Origin of the sequence: Kosakonia cowanii JCM 10956 = DSM 18146, from assembly GCF_001975225.1 — a bacterium.
Lineage (GTDB): Bacteria > Pseudomonadota > Gammaproteobacteria > Enterobacterales > Enterobacteriaceae > Kosakonia > Kosakonia cowanii.
Genome location: NZ_CP019445.1, coordinates 3,986,908 through 4,004,000, shown reverse-complemented (window position 1 = coordinate 4,004,000; position 17,093 = coordinate 3,986,908). Strand labels below are relative to the sequence as shown.

23 protein-coding genes and 2 pseudogenes are annotated in these 17,093 nt (G+C 50.7%); 19 read left to right on the top strand and 6 right to left on the bottom strand.

Annotation, left to right across the window (positions count from 1 at the left end; all coding sequences use genetic code 11):
* Positions 1-3: 3 nt before the first annotated feature.
* The 5 genes and pseudogenes from BWI95_RS18980 to BWI95_RS18970 all read right to left on the bottom strand — a co-directional run bounded on the left by BWI95_RS18980 (position 4) and on the right by BWI95_RS18970 (position 6,153).
* Complete coding sequence (locus BWI95_RS18980; protein ID WP_076770049.1) at positions 4-3,399, bottom strand: RecE family exodeoxyribonuclease; 3,396 nt, start codon at positions 3,397-3,399, stop codon at positions 4-6.
* Positions 3,400-3,539: 140 nt separating this feature from the next.
* The gene (locus BWI95_RS23830; RefSeq protein WP_054803285.1) at positions 3,540-3,704 is read right to left on the bottom strand and encodes a YdaE family protein; all 165 of its coding nucleotides are present in this window, start codon (positions 3,702-3,704) and stop codon (positions 3,540-3,542) included.
* Positions 3,697-3,852: pseudogene (locus BWI95_RS23825) on the bottom strand (hypothetical protein); the annotation flags it as partial. The gene BWI95_RS23830 and the pseudogene BWI95_RS23825, both read right to left, overlap by 8 nt.
* A gap of 376 nt (positions 3,853-4,228) precedes the next feature.
* Entirely contained in the window at positions 4,229-5,665 is a 1,437-nt protein-coding gene (locus BWI95_RS18975; RefSeq protein ID WP_076770048.1) for an ATP-dependent nuclease, read from the bottom strand.
* Positions 5,666-5,766: 101 nt separating this feature from the next.
* Entirely contained in the window at positions 5,767-6,153 is a 387-nt protein-coding gene (locus tag BWI95_RS18970; RefSeq protein ID WP_054803286.1) for a helix-turn-helix domain-containing protein, read from the bottom strand.
* Between the two features lie 105 nt (positions 6,154-6,258).
* Between BWI95_RS18970 and BWI95_RS18965 the strand changes: the two genes are divergently transcribed.
* From BWI95_RS18965 to BWI95_RS18905, 14 genes and pseudogenes are all read left to right on the top strand, one after another.
* A complete protein-coding gene (locus BWI95_RS18965; RefSeq protein ID WP_076770047.1) occupies positions 6,259-6,486 on the top strand; it encodes a transcriptional regulator in 228 nt (75 codons plus the stop codon).
* Between the two features lie 2 nt (positions 6,487-6,488).
* Positions 6,489-7,040: a toxin YdaT family protein gene (locus BWI95_RS18960; protein WP_054803287.1), complete on the top strand. Its 552-nt coding sequence runs from the start codon at positions 6,489-6,491 to the stop codon at positions 7,038-7,040.
* A gap of 84 nt (positions 7,041-7,124) precedes the next feature.
* Positions 7,125-8,042, top strand: a complete 918-nt coding sequence (locus BWI95_RS18955; protein ID WP_076770046.1) for a replication protein — start codon at positions 7,125-7,127, stop codon at positions 8,040-8,042.
* Positions 8,039-8,725, top strand: coding sequence for a replication protein P (locus BWI95_RS18950; RefSeq protein ID WP_054803288.1), 687 nt, complete (start codon positions 8,039-8,041; stop codon positions 8,723-8,725). Before BWI95_RS18955 ends, BWI95_RS18950 begins: the two co-directional genes overlap by 4 nt.
* A complete protein-coding gene (locus tag BWI95_RS18945; protein ID WP_076770045.1) occupies positions 8,722-9,051 on the top strand; it encodes a hypothetical protein in 330 nt (109 codons plus the stop codon). The genes BWI95_RS18950 and BWI95_RS18945 overlap by 4 nt, the downstream gene beginning before the upstream one ends.
* Entirely contained in the window at positions 9,048-9,392 is a 345-nt protein-coding gene (locus tag BWI95_RS18940) for a hypothetical protein (RefSeq protein ID WP_054803290.1), read from the top strand. Before BWI95_RS18945 ends, BWI95_RS18940 begins: the two co-directional genes overlap by 4 nt.
* A pseudogene (locus tag BWI95_RS18935) lies at positions 9,389-9,744 on the top strand (hypothetical protein). Before BWI95_RS18940 ends, BWI95_RS18935 begins: the two are co-directional and overlap by 4 nt.
* On the top strand, positions 9,737-9,913 hold the full coding sequence (locus tag BWI95_RS23955; RefSeq protein WP_156884929.1) for a hypothetical protein: 177 nt from the start codon (positions 9,737-9,739) through the stop codon (positions 9,911-9,913). The pseudogene BWI95_RS18935 and the gene BWI95_RS23955 overlap by 8 nt, the downstream one beginning before the upstream one ends.
* Positions 9,914-10,036: 123 nt before the next feature.
* Positions 10,037-10,843, top strand: a complete 807-nt coding sequence (locus BWI95_RS18930; RefSeq protein WP_076770044.1) for a lysozyme inhibitor LprI family protein — start codon at positions 10,037-10,039, stop codon at positions 10,841-10,843.
* Between the two features lie 944 nt (positions 10,844-11,787).
* Entirely contained in the window at positions 11,788-12,027 is a 240-nt protein-coding gene (locus BWI95_RS18925; RefSeq protein ID WP_083699479.1) for a hypothetical protein, read from the top strand.
* 34 nt (positions 12,028-12,061) lie between these two features.
* Positions 12,062-12,658 (top strand): DUF1367 family protein, encoded by a 597-nt coding sequence (locus tag BWI95_RS18920; RefSeq protein WP_076770042.1) that lies wholly within the window; start codon positions 12,062-12,064, stop codon positions 12,656-12,658.
* A gap of 4 nt (positions 12,659-12,662) precedes the next feature.
* Positions 12,663-12,863 carry a hypothetical protein gene (locus BWI95_RS18915; protein WP_054803293.1) on the top strand — a complete coding sequence of 67 codons (201 nt, stop codon included), beginning with the start codon at positions 12,663-12,665 and terminating at the stop codon, positions 12,861-12,863.
* Between the two features lie 2 nt (positions 12,864-12,865).
* On the top strand, positions 12,866-13,477 hold the full coding sequence (locus BWI95_RS18910) for a recombination protein NinG (protein WP_076770041.1): 612 nt from the start codon (positions 12,866-12,868) through the stop codon (positions 13,475-13,477).
* Complete coding sequence (locus tag BWI95_RS18905) at positions 13,474-14,277, top strand: antitermination protein Q (protein ID WP_076770040.1); 804 nt, start codon at positions 13,474-13,476, stop codon at positions 14,275-14,277. The genes BWI95_RS18910 and BWI95_RS18905 overlap by 4 nt, the downstream gene beginning before the upstream one ends.
* Positions 14,278-14,771: 494 nt before the next feature.
* Here the strand turns inward: BWI95_RS18905 and BWI95_RS18900 are convergent, their stop codons facing one another.
* Positions 14,772-14,933 carry a hypothetical protein gene (locus BWI95_RS18900; protein WP_156884928.1) on the bottom strand — a complete coding sequence of 54 codons (162 nt, stop codon included), beginning with the start codon at positions 14,931-14,933 and terminating at the stop codon, positions 14,772-14,774.
* 102 nt (positions 14,934-15,035) lie between these two features.
* Here BWI95_RS18900 and BWI95_RS18895 point away from each other — a divergent pair, with 102 nt between their 5' ends.
* From BWI95_RS18895 to BWI95_RS18875, 5 genes are all read left to right on the top strand, one after another.
* Entirely contained in the window at positions 15,036-15,395 is a 360-nt protein-coding gene (locus tag BWI95_RS18895; RefSeq protein ID WP_223284278.1) for a phage holin, lambda family, read from the top strand.
* Positions 15,379-15,816, top strand: coding sequence for a lysozyme (locus BWI95_RS18890; RefSeq protein ID WP_054803296.1), 438 nt, complete (start codon positions 15,379-15,381; stop codon positions 15,814-15,816). Before BWI95_RS18895 ends, BWI95_RS18890 begins: the two co-directional genes overlap by 17 nt.
* Positions 15,813-16,265, top strand: coding sequence for a hypothetical protein (locus BWI95_RS18885; RefSeq protein ID WP_054803297.1), 453 nt, complete (start codon positions 15,813-15,815; stop codon positions 16,263-16,265). Before BWI95_RS18890 ends, BWI95_RS18885 begins: the two co-directional genes overlap by 4 nt.
* Complete coding sequence (gene lysC / locus BWI95_RS24150; protein ID WP_441327778.1) at positions 16,162-16,434, top strand: Rz1-like lysis system protein LysC; 273 nt, start codon at positions 16,162-16,164, stop codon at positions 16,432-16,434. The genes BWI95_RS18885 and lysC overlap by 104 nt, the downstream gene beginning before the upstream one ends.
* A gap of 427 nt (positions 16,435-16,861) precedes the next feature.
* Positions 16,862-17,062: a hypothetical protein gene (locus tag BWI95_RS18875; RefSeq protein ID WP_054803298.1), complete on the top strand. Its 201-nt coding sequence runs from the start codon at positions 16,862-16,864 to the stop codon at positions 17,060-17,062.
* Positions 17,063-17,093: the final 31 nt, after the last annotated feature.

Here is a 17,093-nt window from a genome sequence, read left to right as displayed (position 1 = left end):
TCCTTAAGCCGCGCGCAGCGCTTCAAGGCGGCGCAGATCGTACTCGGTGAGTTCGTCGGTGTAGTCGGTGGTGATCGGCGCTGGCCACTCGCCGGTATCGAATGCGTTGGCAATGGCGCGCATCGTGGCGCGGTACTCTAGGATGCCCAGCTCCACCAGCTCCTGCGAAGCCTCAACAATGGCAATCCAGTGATATCCCTCGTCCTTGTTGACGAAGATCCAGAAGAATTGGTCGAGGCTTGCCGTCTCCATGTACATACCGGCGCTCAGGTGGTAATCGCGATCGATGATTTCACGGTGCAGCTTCGCCCGCAGACCTGACTGCTTGATGTTCCACATAGAAATCGTTTTGAGGTCGGCACCGATGCGCACGCCATCCACGTCCAGCTCAAGGTCAGGGCGCACACGGATTTCAAGGCCGGTCTCTTCGTCGATGCCGAAATAGCTAGTCTCAACGGCGCGATCAGGATGCTGCAGCAGCTTTCCGGCGGTCGGGTGCGCATGCAGCGCTTTCTGTATAGCCAGCGCGGTTTCCAGCTGCTGGCGGGTCACCAGCACCTTGCCTTCCGGGTTCTCACGCCATGCGTCCAACAATTCGTCGGCGAACACGGTATCCGGGCGGACAGCCTTGAGCGCCTGAATCAGATCCACTTTGGTGCCGCCCACTTTCAGCGGCGCGGGCTTCTGCGCCTCCTGCGCAACCAGGTCAGGATTGACGATCGCCAGCTGCTCCAGCAGCGCGTCACGGCTGCCGCTGGTTTTCACCGGAGCGGGCAGGGTGGCGTTGTACTCTTTTATGCAGGCTTTCATAGCTGCAGCGGTCTGCTTCTTATCAGACTCGATGCGCTGGAACTCTTCCGGCAGCGCCATATAGCTTTCTGCGGTTTCGTCTACAGCTGCGCCAAGCGGCAGCGGCGCGGGCAGGGTGGCGTTATGGGCCTCCAGCAGCGCTTTGATATCATCAGCGCTCAGCTGCGGCGGCAGGCTGGCGTTGTACTCGTCAATGCACTCGCGGATCGTCGCCGTGGTGGTGAGTGCACCTTCCGGGATCTCCGGCTCAATGCTGAACTCGGCGGCCAGCGTCTCCGGCTGCAGCGCAAGCGCATGCACCAGATTGCCCATGTCGAGAACCTTCGACCGCTCCTTCTGGATGGTCTTGGAAACATGGCGCGCTTCGAAATACATCAGGGAGACACGGGCATCCTTCACCTGCGTGCTGCTGATGCCGTTCGCGGCGTGGTAAACGTCGTTCGGCAGACCTTCATAACGGCCTGGCTCGAAGTAAGCTGGCCATTCCTTAGCTGCAGCCTCTGGCTCGGAAATATCCGCTACCGGTCCTATTTCTGTCGTTTCTGGTTCGGTTGGAGATAATTCCGGCTCATCCTGGCTAAGAGCATTGATATTCTGGTCCAGATCGGCGGCAACGTTGCTCGTCAGGTCCGTTGTGGCAGCGGCGAGATTATCCGCCGGGCTTACGCTAACTGTTTGCGCAGCAGCTTCATCAACGACTTCGACTGCTGGTAACGCATTACAAGCTTCGACTTTGCTCGGGTCAGTCTCTTCCGTCTGCACACTGCCAACGATCTCCACTTCCTGTTTTGCGACTTCGTTTGAGGGGGTATTGATGACCGGGTTTGCTTTTTCACCCAGCAGACCATCGAAGGAGAACTTGCCGCCGCCGAGGTTGGATACTTCTGGCTGCGCGGTGGTGACGCGCTGGTGTGACGGCTCGGTGCCCTGAATGACTCCGGCAACCACGGCCGCGCTATCAATCTGACGCGCAGCGGCAAGGATTCTGGCCTCAGGTGTATCATGCTTATATTCATTGAGCGTCGCGCAGATATAGCCAGTCATGCGATCCGGAAACTGTGTTATGCCTGACGATGCTTCACGAATGAGCGCAAAAATTGCAGCGCGCGAGTAATCCAGGATACCTGCAGTTTTACGCAGTGCTGCGGACCACTCCTTCCAGGGACTTTCTTTTGCAGCAACGATGTCTTTAGCCCGGCGGTGAATAGAGCCGGGGATATTGTAGATATCAAAATCCATCGGCAGAGTTGCGCAGGCGATCTCAATGTCCAGTGTGTCCAACGTATGCTCATAGTCTGCATTACGGTCTGTTTTGATGCCGCCGCCCGCGTTCGTGTCGATATCGGTGCGCTGAATGGTTGAAACCCGGTTACCGTTAATCCATTCCTTAGCGAGCAGGCCGCGATCGATATAGTCCGTTGTTTTCCAGGCCTTCATGAACTGGAGCATCAGGGATAAATCAGGCGTCGCTTTGTCAGAAGGAAATACGCGCTTAACAGCATCGGTAAGCCTCCAGAACTCGAAGTCACGAAGCTTTTTCATCCCCTCGACATTCTCGGCGGCCAGCAGCAGGTTTTGCACGTAGGAGTTATCAGTGTCCATTTCCAGCTGGCGCACAGTATTCAGTTGTTCATTGTCAATGTGGTACGCGTACTCCTTCTCGGTAATAAACTGCGCGAGGAGGCGGTGACGGAACGACAGCGTAGGAACAGCGTGCAGTTCGGTAATGTCCCTATCGCGAAATGCCTGTACGTGGGCCTGGGCAACCTCTTCGGGCGTAGCATCCTGCTGATCTTCTGCATTGGAAACAGGCACCTCATCACCAGGTTCGCTGGTGGTGATGAGTTCAGGGACTGGCAGTTTGCCGCTGAGCCAGTCTTCAATAAGCTGGGCGCGGTCGCTGACTTCTGCTTTTACCCAGCTCGACATGAAAGCAGCCAGCAGCGCGGGTTCGTGTTCTTTATCCTGCGGGAAAACGTCTTTGACAGCCTGCACCAGTTTCCACTCAGCGTGAAGGCTGAGTTCGTTCATATCAGGAACTTCATTTTTGGCCTGCAGCAGGTTTTGGAAATAAACATTTGCCTCATCCAAAGCCAATTCGTTGGCGACGATCTGCTGTTCTTGGCTGATCTCCGAATGGTATTTGTCGCCCAGCAGATGGACGGCGAAGCGGACAGCCGGGGTGCGATTTTCAAGCAGGGAGGTTGTGCCCACATCTGCGGTATCAGGGGCAGTTATAGCCGCGGCCGGCTGATACTCATCGCTGATGGCGCTGTCCGGGGCGATAGTGGTTTCGCTCTGAGATGCGGCACCCGGGATCACATTCCAGGTGCGGCCGTCTTCGGCCAGGGCGTAGCGCTCGCACCAGGTGTAATCAATCACGCCTTCTTCTGGCAGGTCGCCAACAACAGGCATGTCGGTACGGATCGGCTTGGCGTAATCTTTACCACGGCCGGTTTCGATGCCTGCGTCTTCCAGCTCGACATCCAGTTGCAGGTTTGCGCGCGCTGCAGTTTTCGCAGTGAACCAAATCACCGCATCTTTCTTTCCAGACTTCTGACTGGCTTTAAGCAGATGGAAAAATTCCATGTGAGATCCTCTTTTTTGGATGTAAGATCCCCGGGCCAGAGATAGCGCCCATTGGGTGAACTTTGGTTTTTTAAGTAGTTTTCCGGTGTAACTTTGGTCGGGAGCACCGGACGTACGGGCCGCCTTGCGCGGCTTTTACGTTATGCCTCGTGGGCCATCTGGTCGTACGAAGCACAACGTTCAGAGCAGTATTCTTTTTCTTTGCGCGCCAGCTGTGAGCCGTTGCGATAGAGAAGGGTACTTTTAACTTCTTCCTCCGGTTCAACCGGCTTGCCGCAGTACCCGCATTTTGTTGAGTTACACATCTGGATTCCCCTTTTGCGCCAGCAGATAGCACAGGCGGCGAAGAATCACCTCGAAGAAGTTCAGCTTTACGGCTTGCTGCCGTCCTGGTTTGCGTGCGAAATCAATCATTCTCACCCTCGTTTGCCTTATCGCCGGCCAGCGGAACGTTTACACCTGATGCGCGTTAATCTCTCCACCTCATCCGACTCTTCATATGCCGTCGGCGGCTACTTCGTGGGCGTCCTGCCTTGGTGGTTCGTAGTGCGTCTTGGTAATAGCATATTAAGCCTTGGGCTTAATGCGTGTCAAGCTTTGGGCTAAATCAGGGTTTAAGTTCTAGGCTTAATCGTGATGAGTGCTGTAATTTTAAGGAATGAAAATCCCTACGCTTGGTCGGGATCGAGATGTTCACGATGGGGAAATCATTGTCTGTGGTTAAAGCTGGCGATTTAGGAATACAAAAAACCCGGCGCGAAGGCCGGGTTAGACTCTGGATGTACTTGTTTAGTGGCACTGTAGCCCAAGGTGTGCCGGGTCTACCCGGTCATTCTTCAATTGCGTCGATAATCGACTGGACTACAACGTCTCTAGATTGATCATTAAGACAGTTAATAGCCCATGATGTACATAATGCATGCCATAGAATTTCACCGCCGATATTTAGCGTGTTTGCAGCATAATCAATCCAATCGTGGTGATCTGAGTTGGTCATTGCATTGTTCAGTGCATCAATTGATTCTGACGGTTTTCTACTGATTTTTTCTGATATACCGGGCCAACCAATATCTTGGAGTGCCTCAAAAACAACGATCTCTGGTGCGTCATCGCCAGGCAATATCTTGCATCCTATCGCTTGAGACTGATCACCATCTAAAAATACCACTGAAGAGCGAGGGAACCTTTTATTGGCCGCCATTTGACCTAGGGCCATGCCAACTGATGCACTACCAAATGGTATGATTTTTACTCTAGAAAGAAGCTCCCTTTCTTGCGAGGACGCGATAATTTCTGATACTAATGTTGCTGCAACAACATCTTCAACATAGACATCACACTCAGGGTGATTTTCTTCATCCATTTTAGTCATTGCAAAATCGGGACTAACACCTGTTACCACTGTCCGACCTTCGACACCATTCATCAAATATATTCTAGCTTCAGGAGGAAGCTCGGAAAGAATATATGGGGAGTGTGTTGTTATAATAATCTGTAATTCTCTTTCCCGGGCCACGTGTGCCAAGTCACGCATTAACCGGCGTTGTGCTCTTGGATGAAGGGACGTTTCAATTTCATCAATTAACACGATTCCGTACTTTGGATAATCAGCTGCTAAAAGTTCGGCGGCAGTAATCTCTCCGGCCCCTTGGTGAAAACCAGAGTATCTTGCTTCGCCATTTGATACTACAGTGATAGGCCTTTTTGCATCAGAATTAGTTATCGAAAGCCCTGCTGAGACATAAGACTTCCCCATAATGTTATTGAGTCTATCAAGCTTTTGTTGATCAAACGCATCATGAGCGCCTTCAGTTACACCGCTTTTTAAAAGTTTGGAATAGCCTAGTCTGGCGTTTACTGGTTGTAACCTGCTGAGGTCAACATATTCAACTCTTCTATCAGGCCGTTCAGGGTTTCCTCGCCATCTCGTGGTCTGCTTTCTAATAGATTTAACGAATGAGTTAGCTCCTTCTTTATATGAAAATCGGATATAAGCATTTTCAATTTTTTCGAAGGGAGTATCTGGGAAATAATAGGAGGCATATCTTTTTTTAACATCTTTGTAAACTGAGGCTGCACATTGCAACACCGTGCTTTTACCAGATCCATTTTCACCGACTAGAGCAACAATAGGGAATTGCACGTCAACCCTCTGACCTGACCAGCCACGTATCCCTTGAATTTCAATCCATTCAAGACGTTTAGGCCATGAGTTACCCGTTTTCCACTTGTTAATCAACTTCCTCATTTCTTTAGAAATTGCCATATTGTCCTCTATAATATTTTTATTTAATCCCAGAATAAATTGCGGTGATAACAGTCTTCGTGAATCGAGAAAAAATACTAACTCCGTAAAATCTATAAAACTTAATCCTTCTGGGGTCGGATACGCCCCTTCATATACTTTTCATAAAGCTCATCAAGTTCCTTCAGGCGAAGCGAGAAGATGCGTAGCATATTCTCTCGTTCTTCCTCCGGCAGTTGACGATAGAGCTCCAGCAAACGCTGTTCATCAGCTTTCAGACCATCCTTCTCGCCGACATCCTCACCGAGCAACCACGGCACGGAAACACCCGCTGCGTCAGCAACAGCAAGAGCGGATTTCTTGCTAATCACTCCTTTCTTAAACCAGCCATTAACTGATTGTGGCGTTACCCCAGCTATCCTGGCCATATCGGATTTAGTAATGCCCCGACCATTCAGCTCGGAAAGGCGATCGACAAGTGTCGGATTAAGTACGTTTTTCTCTTTCATGGATAAAAGAATAAGCCTTTTGCTTAAACTTGAAAATGAGTCCTGGACTTGACTTGAAGTTAAGTCTAAGGCTTAATTTCATGTGCAATCTAATAGGAGACGACGATGAACGGGTTAAAAAAAGCAATAGAGTCAGCAGGTACTGCAACAAATCTCGCCAGTATGCTTGGGATTAAGCCAATGTCGGTTAGCCGATGGAAAAACCGTTACCAAGGTGTGGTTCCCGCCGATCGTGTTTTGCAAATTTATACAGCTACAGGTGTAACACCCCACGAACTACGCCCAGATCTCTACCCAAATCCCACTGATGGTTTACCTAAACAGGAGCCTTAATAATGCAAACTTTTTCATTTCAACAGAGTAGCAGAGCTTGCTCTAATCCACTGATATTCCCATGTCATCAAACCGAATCGGCAGAGCGGGATATTGATCATCGAGATATTTGTTCTGCAGTCCGGGCGTGGGCAGCGGCAGAAGGGCGCGTAGCTGTTGCGCTTCAAATCCAAGAAGCGGCGGAAAAACTTCAACTTGATGGTGTGGATTTCTCAGGCCAGGCCGATGTCTGGAACGTGAAGCTGTTCCGCTGGCTCGACAACAAAGAAGACTCCGCTTCGTACCGAAAGAACGTCGAACAACTCGTGCCCGCGATCATGTCTGTCTTACCGCTTCGATACCGCGACCGTGTCGTTAAAAATGACTCGTTTGCCTACCGCATGGCCAGGTTGGAAAAGGAAGTGAGTGAGGCGAAGCAAGCTCTGATGCTCGATGCACCGAAGAAGGAAAAGCTGAAGGAGTTAGGCGAGGGGATTTTCGAAATGTTCAGAGTCGATCCTGACCTTACTGCGCCGCTGCTGGCGATGGTGACAACCATGCTGGGGGCAATGTGAATACTCTTGAAAAGGCGAAAGCCGGTCTGCACGAACAGAACCGACTTTCAGGTGCAAAAACGGAGTGTAATTGCGGAGCTAAGTATGTCAAACACAGCTGAAATTTTCAATTTCCCCAACAGAACCGAACAACCGGGAGGTCGTATGGCCGACCTGTCGAACGGGTATACCAAGGTCGCTAACGAGATCCAACAGCTCAAGCCACGTCTGAGAATGTCAGGCCGGGAATGGCAGTGTTTTGAGGCGGTGATCTGGCTTACCTACGGCTGGAACAAGAAACAGGACCGCGTTACGAACACGGTGATCGCCGAGCTTACTGGGCTGAGTGATTCCCACGTTTCTGATGCGCTCAAATCGCTCGCAGTACGCAAAATTATCTTTAGTCAAAAGCAGGGCGTGATGAAAATAGTTGGTATAAATACTGACCTTTCCGCCTGGATTTTAGACAAACCGAAAACGGGAAAAGTCTTCCCGAAATCGGGAAATGTGTTACTGAAAACGGGAAAAACCTTCCCGGAAACGGTAGACACCCAAGACTATAACAAGAACAATATTAAAAGATCCTCGTCTCGGAATTCTGACGAATCCCGAAACCAGAAAACTCAAAAGTTTCTCTCACGCCATCCAGAAGCCGCCGATGGGATATACACCCCGGCCGGTAAATCATGGGGATCCGCTGATGATCTCAAGGCCGCACACTGGATTTACGACAGGCTTCTCACCGTCAACGCATCGCTATCTGAACCCAACTGGGCTGAATGGGCAAACACCATCAGGCTGATGCGTGTCCAGGACAAGCGCACGCACTACGATATCTGCGACCTGTTCCAGTGGGCCAACAGGGACGAGTTCTGGAAAGACAACATCCTGAGCCCTTCCAGTCTGCGCAAGCAGTGGGATCAGCTCACTACCAAACGGCTGCGTGCAACCGGAACGGCAAAGTCATCCCGGGGCGGCATTGACCTGCATAACACCGACTGGATTGACGGGGTGCTGGAATGAAAAACCTTGCCGAGAGCATTCGCAATTTTGACCGGGAACAGGCTCGCCGTGTGGCGCACAACCTACCTGAGCAGTACACCGAACGCGAACAAATGCAGCAGGTGGCGCAGATTATCAACGGGCTATTCGTACAGCTGGCAGCTGCGTTCCCGGCAAGCCTGGTTAATCGCAGCCAAGAGGATGTGAATGAGATCCGCCGTCAGTGGGTGCTGGCCTTCAAAGAAAACGGGATCACCAGCATGGAGCAGGTAGAGGCCGGCATGCGCATGGTGCGCCGTCAGGAACGCCCATTCCTGCCTTCGCCAGGGCAGTTCGTCGCCTGGTGCCGTGAGGGCAAGGGGCTGCTCGGCGTGAGTCCGGCGGATGTCATGACCGAATTTTGGAAGTGGCGGAAGCTCGTTTTCAAATACCCCACCAGTGAGCAATACCCGTGGCCACAGCCGCTGCTGTATCACGTTTGCCTAGAGCTGCGCCGCCGGGGTGTTGATCGCCAGATGAATGAGAAAGAGCTGCTCAGTGAAGCCGGGCATCTGCTGGCGCACTGGGAAAAGCGTGTTGCTGAAGGTAAGCCGATCCCGCCGGTCCGCCGTGCACTGGCAGCACCGAACCAGGACCGGGGGCCGACACCCGCAGAAATGCTGATGGCCGAGTACAAGCGCCGCCAGGCGCAGGGGAGGGTTTGACCGTGTGCAACCGCTTAAAATCAAAGCAAAAGGCCATCGTGGAGTTCATCGAGACAAACGGACCGGCAACGCCCCGCCAGATCCGTAAGCTGCTCGGCTGCGACATCCGTGAGGCCTACGACCGTCTCAAGCGGCTGGGTATGGCCGGGATCGTCAAAAATATCGGCAAACCGAAGCATCCGGAATACCAGCTGGTGCAGCGCTGGCAGGAAAAAATCAAGCGGCCAAAGCCGCGGATACCAGCAGCGCCATCCGCCGCCGATGTCTGCCGCCAGAACTGGCAGGGCTACGAAATTCATAAAATTTTTGGGAGTGCGCGGGCATGAGTGAATCCCTTAACAACAAAGAGCTGATCGCGGTTGGCCATGAGTTTGCGAAGGCGCTGAGCAGCGACACGCCGATCATCGACATCGCCAAAATGATGTCTCGCTTGGCCGAACGGCTAGACTGCACAACGGCTGTACTGCGCGAAACGGCTAAACAGCGTGATGCGCTGGCTGCCCTGCAGCAGCAAGATATCACCAAGGTGCTGGATGAATGCTCTGAATATCTCGACAGGGACTGCATCATGGAGTCGAACGGTATTAGCTACGAAGTTGCTGCTCAACGACAAGTAGGGGCAAAGGCTCTTCATGATGCATTAATTCGCAAAGGAGCAGCCCTATGAGCAAGTCACTTAAAGCACGCTGCATCCGCCGTTGGGAAGTTGAGTTCAAAGGCCGTTGCGATTCGAAACTAAGCCCCTGTTGGCGTAAGCACCACCTGCGCTGTTACATCCGCGAATGCGCTCTAATAACTGCTGACTGCATGATAGAGAACCTGGCTTATAACAACGCAATGCATGATTTTTTGCTGAAAACGGCGATGACCGTGGCTGGTCTCCAGAGTTCTCGCTCTGGTACGACAGCAATCGTCGTGAGCAGTATCAAAAAGAAGCACAGAGCTACCTCAATGAAGAGGCCAGCAACGAGGAGATCGACGAAGAAATTCAGAACGAGCTGGAGGCCTGGAATGACTGAGCGAGGCATGATATTCGGTGGCAAAATGGTGCGCGCCATTCTCAACGGCGGGAAGAAGCAGACACAGCGGATTATGAAAAAACAGCCAGCAAAATTGCCATCGTCAGATAACGTATTAATCCTCGACATGTACAGTGGCAACCATGCATCTTTTAGAAATAACCCATGACAGAATAAACAATTAAGCTCTGCAGTTTCCCCCCTACTAAAATTGGTTGGTTAAGTTAATGTAGCTAAAGAAAATCCCCTGCTTGCCGATGCCGGGTAAGGCATATTGCATTAGGGGATTATCATGTTTTCAAAGTTTATTTTTTTATTTGCCATTATCTTTGCTTCATCTATTAACGCTGCTTCGTTTGATTGCCAAAAAGCCACCTCTGTTTCAGAAAACATTGTCTGCTCAAATTATGAACTAAATAAACTTGATGAAGTTCTGGGAAAGAATTATCAACTCATGCTGCGAGCTACAGCTGATAAAGAAACTATCAATGAAGGTCGTAGACAGCAGGTTTTATGGTTTAAAGAAAAAGAAAAATGTTCTGATGCACAATGCTTGCGGAGTGCTTATATTCAGAGAAACGATGAAATTTGCGAGTTTATTCTTGATAGAACAACTGGGCCTTTCGAATGCGTCAGTACTTCGTCTGCAATTCAGTCAATTCAAAAGCAAGAGTACGATGAGTCACACAGCAAGAGTCCAGACCAGGTAGTACAAGAAATTTATGCCCGGCATGCACAGCAGGTTGCTTCATTAGGCTTCTCTGAAAGAGAGCTGTCTTCTTGGCTTTATTTCACAGTTCAGGCGGGCGCACCGTATCGCAAGTTTTCAACTCTTGGACAGTATCTTGCCATGATGTATGAGCTCGACGGATTTAAAAGCATCTCAAAAGTTGATGACGGTGACCATTTTGGTTTTAAGGTTAAAGTGTCTGGGCAACCTAGCTCTGGATTTGTATTCCATCTGGAAGATGATGAATATTATCTCACAGGCATAATACAGGGAGACGAAATTTACGTGGCCCCACAGAACATACAGATATCCAACCTGTTTTATAGCTACGGAGTTTATGCACTTGGCAAGAATGGAGCTGCTCTTTGACCGTAAAGCCCCGGCCAAATAGTGAACGATATTATTCACATAATATCGTTCACTAACTTGGTTGCCTGACCGAATAAATGACAACCTGCGGCAGGACTACGACGTGCTGGTGAAAATTTACAGATGAAGATTTTAATCTTGTTAACATCTGGATGCGCATACTGCCGCCTGTGGAACTTTATCGTGATCAGGGCTTATAGGATTTGTACATCATCGACCGCGACTACATGGACACTCGCCACGCCAAAAGACAAATAGGTTGCGCACTGCGGTAACGCAGTGCCGCCGACGTTCGCTGAGGCGCTGTTACGCGCTAATCAGCCGGAAATGTGTCTGGCAGGGGGGAGGGCGGCCTAATTAGAATTACAATACAAGCGATATGGGGATTCTCATGTCGACAGGAGGGGCCTCTCCGGAGGCCTTTTATACGCGGCGGCAGGGTGACTTAAATATGGTCGTTATTACCGACCGATAGGGTCTAATCGTTCTATTAGTTCGATTAATTAATAGGCGCATAGTAACAACAAACTACCTGCTTCATGCAGCAAAATAAGACACGGCCCACACTACATACGTCGACATAAGCGTCCAACAGTATGACGAGTGATTGCCGATCCGGTATTAACAATCAACATTTTTGACGCTGGCATCTATCCAATAGAAACGATCGCTCCTTAAGCGCTTTTTCCAAGAATAAACATTTAAATCAAAGACATAAGTTCATTTCTTTAAAATGTCTTTGTTGTGCACATTTGAGCCAAAATCATAAGCACTGTTTATTCATACAGTAATTTAATGTAAGGTTATATCACGCCAGAAAAAATTTTCATTTTTCTTCCGGCGAACCTATTAGGAAATTTGCGCGATTTGTTATTTTGGCTTTATGGAATGGATTTCTCCTCGCCGAGAGGACGTATCTGTTGATAACAAAGAAGGGGGTTTTTGTGAAAAAAAGTCAGGGCCAAGGCGACTGGTACGATATTGTCAGGCGTTCAGACGGTAAGCTTATGGGGTCAATGCCGCTCGAAAGCCGCAACCTCGTCTACATCAAAAATGGCATGTTTTCATGTCGCCCTTTGATGGAGGATGAAAGTGTTTTCAATCTGTCGTCCGGAACACGTTTTCTTCGCCGCCTCGGCTACCGCCTCGAACAACCCTCTGATATTATGATATCAACGGACTGAACACCCGTTGACCTGATGCGCCACGGAGAATCCCATGGCGCAGTTACAACTCATTAAGCATTCTTCCAATATCCTGATCCCCGCCACGCCGGAGACCAGCGATTTTCTGCAATCAAAATGTAAGCTCGGCGCCGTGCTGGTGGCCGATTTCAAACAAGTCCGCAACCCGGCCTTTCACCGTCGTTTCTTCGCTTTGCTGAATCTCGGCTTCGAATACTGGGAGCCTACTGGCGGGGCGATATCCTTAAATGAACGCAGGCTGGTTACCGGCTATGCCAAATACCTGGCATCGTTCGGTGGGAGCGAAACCGCGCTTTTAGATGCTGCAGAGCAGTACCTAGTTCGTATCGCCGATAAGCGCACGGGCAGCATTAGCGCCTGCAAATCCTTCGACGCCTATCGTGCCTGGGTGACTATCGAGTCCGGGCACTATGACGCCATCCAACTGCCTGACGGAACCCTCCGGAAACATCCCCGCAGCATCGCCTTCGCCAATATGGACGAATCCGAGTTTCAGCAGCTCTACAAAGCTGCGCTCGATGTTCTGTGGCGCTGGATCCTGTCCAGGGCATTCAGAGACCAGCGCGAGGCTGAGAACGCTGCCGCACAGCTGCTGAGCTTCGGGGGCTGAGCCGATGAAAGAGACTTGGTTCTATCACATGGAATGCACCTCGGAGCAGGCAGAAGAACTGCTGGCGCAATACCGCCGCCGCGGCGTTAAGGTCGAGCGCAGCCTCAACCGTGATCTCGTCACCTGGACCGTCAGCGCCCAGCTGCCGGAGGGCAATCATCCGCCGCGCCCGAGCCGGGTATGGCAAAGCAAGGCGTGGGGTTGAATATGGCTAAGAGACTACGTCGTAAATGCGCAAACCTGAGCTGTCGCCAGTGGTTCAACCCGGTCCGCGAAGGGCAGGTGGTTTGCAGCTTCGAGTGCGCCAGCGCCATCGGCAAAGAACAGACAGCAAAAGCCCGTGATGCCGCTAAGCAGAAGGAACTACAGCGGCTGCGCGCTGAAGAGAAGGCTGGCCGTCAGCGGCGCGCGGCACGTCGTAAGGAGCTGAAGCCGATCCGTCACTGGGTGCAGATGACTCAGCGTGCATTCAATGACTGGCGGCGCGAAATGCTGCTGACCGCCGGGCACGGATGCATCTCTTGCGGTACCAAAACCGCTTTTGCCTGGCATGCCGGGCATTACCGCACCACGGCCGCCGCACCGCAACTTCGGTTTAATCCGGACAATATATGGCTCCAGTGCTCCGCCTGCAACGTCCACAAATCAGGCAACATCGAGGCATACCGCGCCGCTCTTGTCGAACTGATCGGCGAAGAGCGCGTGCTGGCGCTCGAGTCCAACAATGAAACCCACCGATACACCCGGGAAGAACTGGACGGCATCCGCGCCAAGGCCAGGGCAGATCTTCGAGTATTGAAACAGCAGGAGGCTGCATGAAACTTGAATCTTCACTAAAACACTTCAGCCCTCAGGGGATGAATATCAGCGACAGCGTTAAAGGCACCTCTCCTGACAGGCTGACCGGTACAGATGTAATGGCCGCGATTGGCACCACCAGCAGCCGCGCGCGCTTCGGTCTTGCTGCTTTCTTTGGAAAGGCCGGGATCAGCAAAACAGATGAGCAAATCGCAGTAAAGGCGCTGGTACGGCACGCAACTAATGTTGCGCCGAAGAATGTGCGTAAAGCAGCTGGGGGCGAATTTGGCTGGTGCATGCAGGTGTTGGCGCAGTTTGCCTTTGCTGAGTATGCCCGTTCGGCAGCCAGCAGCAGCACCTGCACCACGTGCAGCGGGACGGGCTTTATTCTCAGGCGCGAGGATGTGATCAAACACCCTGGCATCTTCAATGCTGACTGTGTGGAGCTGGTTGCCGCGAAGATTAAAAATGAGCTGGTAAAACATGCATGCACAGCCTGTGGAGGTAAGGGCATCATTCCTGCGCGTTGCCGCTGTGGCGGGAAAGGGGAAGTACTTGATCGCGTGGCAACGAAAGAGCGGGGCGCGCCGGTATTCAAAACCTGTGAGCGATGCTCCGGCAATGGCTTCTCTTCAGTACCATCTACGGCTGCGCACAAGACTATTATCCGGCGCTTGCCAGATTTGCATGTCAGGACATGGACTCGCAACTGGAAGCCATTTCTTGAGTCGCTGGTGGGGATTTGTCAGCAGGAAGAGGCCAAAGCTGAAAAAGAATTTCAGAATGCAACCAGCTTTAACGAAGAAGAGAACAAAATTTAGCATTTTAACTACATAAAGCTTGATTTTGTCCGAACTTGTCTGGTATTCTTCAAATCGTGGCATATAGCGCCTGTACGAAAAGAAAGTTTAAACCTCGCTTCGGCGGGGTTTTTTATTGCTTGAAATATTCGGTTTTGCATCTGATAACATAACTATTTATCTTCATATTTCTTAAAAATTATTGATTTCAATGCCGATTCATAATCATTAATTTCTGAAATTGAAAGACTGTTTTCATATTTTTCCACGAACATTTCTTTAAGCGTTTTGATAAGTTCATCTCTGCTAAACTCTTCCCGAGACTGAGAATTTATAAAGCGCAAAATTGCTTCGCCTACTATGGCGTCAGTATTTTTGATAAAGGTTCCTTAGTAAATGATTATTCGACGGAACCTAGGGAAAAGTTGTTTTTTATCAGTACGTTTCAGGGTGGGTGAGTCTTGCATGAAGTAACAACGATTTTCAAGCATACACGCTTTACCTTATGAAAGCTTTTATTTTAAGAAAGAATTAAATTTATAGATTTTTTTGCCAGTTCTTAAATAAAATTTATCTTCAAGTACCGCCTGGAGCGCATCAGGCGTGGCCGTCGCAGAAAGCGTAATAAACCCTCTAATTAGAATTTTTAAAGGCTGCCATCTGGCGGCTTGCTTCATTTCAGTCCACAGGAAAACTATCAAGGCCACATTGTCGGATGCAACCCTGGCTCCTGACTCTTTAAATCACACAGCACCGACCCTTTACAGGCGGAGGTGGAGATGAAACGTATGCCGGACAAAGACGCTGGTTTCTGGGCAGGTCTTATCGCCTGGTTATACAGCCACAAAACAGAATGGGGATATGCGGGCGTGGCGGGCATGTTTTCTTTGCTGCGCAGCGCCTATGCACAGTCCTCATGGAGTAAGCGTGTTCTTGACGCCGTATCGTGCAGCGCGCTGGCATTCTTCGCCGCGCCGACGCTTCAAGTGGTCGGTGGAGTTCTTAACTGGAACGTCCCAGATACAGCCGCTCAGGTGTTTGCGGTTTACATCGGGTATGTCGGCAATGACTACATAAGTGAGAAGCTGCGCGGGTGGATCAGCCGCAGAACGGGAGATAACAGTGAAAATCAGTCCTGACGGTATTGCACTGATTAAGCGCGAAGAAGGCGAGCGCCTGAAAGCGTATCGCGACACTAAAGGCGTTTTGACGATCGGCGTCGGTCATACCGGTCCGGTGGATGGCCGGGCCATCACTCCAGAGCTGACAATAAGCAAAGAGAAATCAACCGAGTTGCTCCTGGCTGATATCGCCTGGGTTGAGAAAGCTATTAACGCCAGCGTTAAGGTACCGCTTACCCAGAATCAGTATCACGCGCTTTGCAGCCTGGTCTTCAATATCGGCAAAACTGCCTTTGAAGATTCCACTGTACTCAAGCGGCTTAATGCCCATGAATATCTCGGCGCGGCCGATGCTTTCCTGAAGTGGAAACGCTCCGGTAACGATCCGGATATTCTCCTGCCGCGCCGCCAGCGTGAAAGAGAGGTGTTTCTGACATGAACCCGATTAACCTCATCAAGAACTACTCACACATCATCGTTATCGGACTGATTTGCATTGCGCTATGGGGACTGAATGCCCGTAACGCCCAGCTAACAGCCACTAATGAACGGCTGGAAAAGCTGGCGAACAGCAAAGACGACCAGATTAACGATCTGCGATCGAAAAATGACGGACTAGCCGCCAGCGTGGGTGAGCTGGTCACAGCCGTCAGGCAGCAGAACCAGGTGATGTCTCAGGTCACTGAACAGCGCGCTGTAACCGCACAGCAGAACCGGAAGCTACAGAATGAAATTAAGCAATACCTCGAAGCTGATAAGTGTGCCCAGTCTCGCGTGCCTGATAATGCTGCTGACCGGCTGCGCGCCGCAGCAAAAGCCGCGGGTGGAGTACCGGACAATAAGCCAGCCGCAAATCAGCCTGCCGGCAGAGCTGACCTCCCGCATTGATGCACCTGAGCCGCCGGACGGAATGACATTCGGTGACAGCGTTCAGCTCAGTGCGCAGTTATACGGGCTGGTGGGGCAATGCAATATCGATCGCGCTGCCATCCGGCAGATTGAAGAGAGCAGGCAACATGCTGCTGGTGTGTTGGAAAAAATGTCCCCTCCGAAATGAAATCCGACACTTCGGAAGGGAGACCAAATGGTCGCTCGTTACGTATAACAAACGAAGCATAGTGCAAAGTGGATAAATAGATGTATAACCTAAGTCAAATCAGCAGGTTTCTTATTTACTTTTTTGATTTGTGTCGGTTTGACGGCTTGTTTGCGTAAAAAAAAGCCCTCCAGGTGAGGGCTGCAATAATGCATGCTTGATTTGAAGAGATACTTGTCATTGCTACGACGTGCTCATCCCTGAGCTTCCCCTGGTGTGGGTAGGAGCCACATTGAGGAGATTTAACTGTTGCACACAATTCCCAAACAACAAGCGTAAGCGGTGAGTATCAGGAAGAATCCTACTGCATCAGCAGATTTAACTGCTCAAGCACTGCCTGTAATTTGTTCAGCCTCCTATACTTTCCGAAATGAATACGGAGGCAACTATGACGTTCTTCATTGTCTGGGAAGCATACACACGCGACTGGCAACTGATGCAGAAGGGCTCACGCTTCATGAGCACTGACGATCCTGACATCATTGATGTTGATCTTGCTGACTATGTGGCAGACATGGCAAAAGCACTCGGTATTGAGGAGAAATACCTCGTAATCACTTCGGTTCAATCGCTTGGATTTTTGAACTAGCCTCAGAACTGCTATGTTTAAAGCTTCATTA